The sequence below is a fragment of the Holdemania filiformis DSM 12042 genome (assembly GCF_000157995.1).
Classification (GTDB): domain Bacteria; phylum Bacillota_I; class Bacilli_A; order Erysipelotrichales; family Erysipelotrichaceae; genus Holdemania; species Holdemania filiformis.
The window spans coordinates 1-4,627 of record NZ_GG657564.1 but is presented as its reverse complement, the minus strand read 5'-3'; the positions used below and the strand labels follow the sequence as shown (position 1 = coordinate 4,627).

3 rRNA genes are annotated in these 4,627 nt (G+C 50.9%); all 3 read left to right on the top strand.

Features of this window, described 5'->3' with window-relative positions:
• Window positions 1–1,264 (top strand): 16S ribosomal RNA (locus HOLDEFILI_RS17965); the annotation flags it as partial.
• Between the two features lie 257 nt (window positions 1,265–1,521).
• Window positions 1,522–4,419, top strand: a 23S ribosomal RNA gene (locus HOLDEFILI_RS17960).
• A 92-nt stretch (window positions 4,420–4,511) separates the two neighbouring features.
• Window positions 4,512–4,625, top strand: a 5S ribosomal RNA gene (gene rrf, locus HOLDEFILI_RS17955).
• Window positions 4,626–4,627 lie beyond the last annotated feature (2 nt).

Genomic DNA, 4,627 nt, shown 5'->3' with positions numbered 1-4,627 from the left:
ACCTAGGCGATGATACGTAGCCGACCTGAGAGGGTGACCGGCCACATTGGGACTGAGACACGGCCCAAACTCCTACGGGAGGCAGCAGTAGGGAATTTTCGGCAATGGGCGAAAGCCTGACCGAGCAACGCCGCGTGAGTGAAGAAGGCCTTCGGGTTGTAAAGCTCTGTTGTGAAGGAAGAACGGCTCATACAGGGAATGGTATGGGAGTGACGGTACTTTACCAGAAAGCCACGGCTAACTACGTGCCAGCAGCCGCGGTAATACGTAGGTGGCGAGCGTTATCCGGAATTATTGGGCGTAAAGGGTGCGCAGGCGGTTTGTTAAGTTTAAGGTGAAAGCGTGGGGCTTAACCCCATATAGCCTTAGAAACTGACAGACTAGAGTACAGGAGAGGGCAATGGAATTCCATGTGTAGCGGTAAAATGCGTAGATATATGGAGGAACACCAGTGGCGAAGGCGGTTGCCTGGCCTGTAACTGACGCTCATGCACGAAAGCGTGGGGAGCAAATAGGATTAGATACCCTAGTAGTCCACGCCGTAAACGATGAGAACTAAGTGTTGGGGAAACTCAGTGCTGCAGTTAACGCAATAAGTTCTCCGCCTGGGGAGTATGCACGCAAGTGTGAAACTCAAAGGAATTGACGGGGGCCCGCACAAGCGGTGGAGTATGTGGTTTAATTCGACGCAACGCGAAGAACCTTACCAGGTCTTGACATCCCCTGCAAAGACATAGAGATATGTTGGAGGTTATCAGGGAGACAGGTGGTGCATGGTTGTCGTCAGCTCGTGTCGTGAGATGTTGGGTTAAGTCCCGCAACGAGCGCAACCCTTGTCTTTAGTTGCTAACATTAAGTTGAGGACTCTAGAGAGACTGCCGGTGACAAACCGGAGGAAGGTGGGGATGACGTCAAATCATCATGCCCCTTATGACCTGGGCTACACACGTACTACAATGGCGGATACAACGAGAAGCAAGACAGTGATGTGGAGCAAAACTCAGAAAGTCCGTCTCAGTTCGGATTGAAGTCTGCAACCCGACTTCATGAAGCCGGAATCGCTAGTAATCGCGGATCAGCATGCCGCGGTGAATACGTTCTCGGGCCTTGTACACACCGCCCGTCAAACCATGAGAGTTGGCAATACCCGAAGCCGGTGGCCTAACCTCGCAAGAGGAGGGAGCCGTCGAAGGTAGGGCTGATGATTGGGGTTAAGTCGTAACAAGGTATCCCTACGGGAACGTGGGGATGGATCACCTCCTTTCTAAGGAGAAAGAAGTACAAGGAAGTTGGATTTGTGAGGAAGTAAGCCTGTTTAGTTTTGAGAGATCGAAAGATTTCTCAGGCAGTGATTGTTCTTTGAAAACCGAATAACAGAAAACAGATAGAAAGACATGATCTTTCTGAAAAGTTGTAAGATTTCAAAAATCAGAACAAGATATTTGAAGTTGAACGTTGAACAGTTCTTATTAGAGATTGAAAGGAACTCTGGACGACTCGCAGTCAAGACAGAGGACCTGTGATTAAATGAATAAGGGCGTATGGTGGATGCCTAGGCATGTAGAGCAGAAGAAGGACGCAGCTAACGGCGAAACGCGACGGGGAGTGGTAAGCACACATCGATCCGTCGGTCTCCGAATGGGGAAACCCAGCGCGAGTAATGTCGCGTTACCCATGAGTGAATACATAGCTCATGAGGAGAGAACCCAGGGAATTGAAACATCTTAGTACCTGGAGGAAAAGAAAATAACAATGATTCCCTCAGTAGCGGCGAGCGAACGGGGAAGAGCCCAAACCAGCCTTAGGGCTGGGGTAGTAGGACCACGATGTGGTACAGTAACCGATAGAAGAAGGACATTGAAAGGTCCGCCAAAGAGGGTGCAAGCCCCGTAATCGAAATTGGGAGCTGACCTAGTGGAATCCTGAGTACGGCGAGGCACGTGGAACCTTGTCGGAAGCATCCGGGACCATCCGGAAAGGCTAAATACTCCTACATGACCGATAGTGAACCAGTACCGTGAGGGAAAGGTGAAAAGAACCGCGGGAGCGGAGTGAAATAGAACCTGAAACCATATGCTTACAAGAAGACAGAGCCCGTTAAGGGGTGATGTCGTGCCTTTTGTAGAATGAACCGGCGAGTTATCTTATCGTGCGAGGTTAAGTGGAAGACACGGAGCCGAAGCGAAAGCGAGTCTGAATAGGGCGGCAGTACGATGAGATAGACCCGAAGCCGTAGTGATCTAGCCATGACCAGGTTGAAGTTTGGGTGAAACCAAATGGAGGACCGAACCGACCCCCGTTGAAAAGTTGGCGGATGAGTTGTGGCTAGCGGAGAAATTCCAATCGAACACGGCGATAGCTGGTTCTCCCCGAAATAGCTTTAGGGCTAGCGTCGAAGTAAGGGTAGTGGAGGTAGAGCACTGAATTCATGATGGCGCCGTCAAGGTGTACTGAATGAAATCAAACTCCGAATGCCATTATTGAATCTTCGGCAGTCAGACTGTGGGTGATAAGGTCCATGGTCAAAAGGGAAACAGCCCAGATCATCAGTTAAGGTCCCAAAATTACCGCTAAGTGGAAAAGGATGTGGGGATGCACAGACAACTAGGAGGTTGGCTTAGAAGCAGCCACCCTTCAAAGAGTGCGTAACAGCTCACTAGTCGAGTGACCCTGCGCCGAAAATTAACCGGGGCTAAGCGGTATACCGAAACTATGGCAATGATGTAAATCATTGGGTAGGGGAGCGTTCCATGGGCGTTGAAGCTGTACCGTAAGGAGCAGTGGAGCGCATGGAAGTGAGAATGCCGGTGTGAGTAGCGAGATGCAGGTGAGAATCCTGCACACCGATAGACCAAGGATTCCAGGGGAAGGTTCGTCCGCCCTGGGTAAGTCGGGACCTAAGGCGAGGCTGAAAAGCGTAGTCGATGGAAAACAGGTTGATATTCCTGTACCCGCGCATCGAGTGATGGAGTGACAAAGAAGGCTAACCGGACCGGTGAATGGATTCCGGACCAAGCGAGGTAGGAGGCAGTCAGGCAAATCCGGCTGTCAATCTGAAGGCGTGATGGGGAGTGAACAGCGCGAGCTAAGTAGCGAAGACGGCGATGCCAGCTTTCAAGAAAAGCTTCTAGCGCTAATCGATGAGCGGCCCGTACCAAAACCGACACAGGTGGTCAAGGCGAGAAGCCTAAGGTGAGCGAGAGAACTGTTGCCAAGGAACTCGGCAAAATAGCCCCGTACGTTCGCAAGAAGGGGCGCTCGAAAGAGCCGCAGTGAAGAGGCCCAAGCAACTGTTTAACTAAAACACAGCTCTCTGCAAAGTCGCAAGACGAAGTATAGGGGGTGACGCCTGCCCGGTGCTGGAAGGTTAAGAGGATATGTTAGTCGCAAGACGAAGCATTGAATTGAAGCCCCAGTGAACGGCGGCCGTAACTATAACGGTCCTAAGGTAGCGAAATTCCTTGTCAGGTAAGTTCTGACCCGCACGAAAGGCGTAATGATTTGGGCGCTGTCTCGGCAGCAGACTCGGTGAAATCTTAGTACCTGTGAAGATGCAGGTTACCCGCAACTAGACGGAAAGACCCCATGGAGCTTTACTGTAGCCTGATATTGAGTTTTGATCAAGTATGTACAGGATAGGTGGGAGACGAAGAAGTTGGGACGTCAGTTTCAATGGAGTCGACGTTGGGATACCACTCTTAGTTGATTGAAATTCTAACCTGTATCCATGAGCTGGGTAAGGGACAGTGTCAGGTGGGCAGTTTGACTGGGGCGGTCGCCTCCTAAAGAGTAACGGAGGCGCCCAAAGGTACCCTCAGATTGGTTGGAAATCAATCGACGAGCGCAAATGCAGAAGGGTGCTTGACTGCAAGACAGACAAGTCGAGCAGGGACGAAAGTCGGGATTAGTGATCCGGCGGTGCAGAATGGAATGGCCGTCGCTTAACGGATAAAAGCTACCCTGGGGATAACAGGCTGATCTCGCCCAAGAGTTCACATCGACGGCGAGGTTTGGCACCTCGATGTCGGCTCATCGCATCCTGGAGCTGAATTCGGTTCCAAGGGTTGGGCTGTCCGCCCATTAAAGCGGTACGCGAGCTGGGTTCAGAACGTCGTGAGACAGTTCGGTCCCTATCTGTTGTGGGCGTAGGAAATTTGAGGAGAGCTGTCCTTAGTACGAGAGGACCGGGATGGACCCACCGCTGGTGCACCAGTTGTATCGCCAGATGCATAGCTGGGTAGCTAAGTGGGGAACGGATAAACGCTGAAGGCATCTAAGCGTGAAACCGACTCCGAGATGAGATTTCCCATTTCCAAGAGAAAGTAAGACCCCTTGAAGACGACGAGGTAGATAGGTCAGAGATGGAAGCACAGCGATGTGTGGAGTTGACTGATACTAATCGGTCGAGGATTTAATCACATGAGGAAAAAAACGTTCATAACGAAGTAAGAAAGAGCAAGACTTTCTAGAAGCAACTGTTATTTGGTTTTCAGGGAATAATCCTGAAATGATCTGGTGACGATAGCGAAATGGTCACACCTGTTCCCATCCCGAACACAGAAGTTAAGCATTTCCGCGGCGAGAATAGCTATGCCTGCCATAGTGAAGGCAGCTCGTTGCCAGGTTC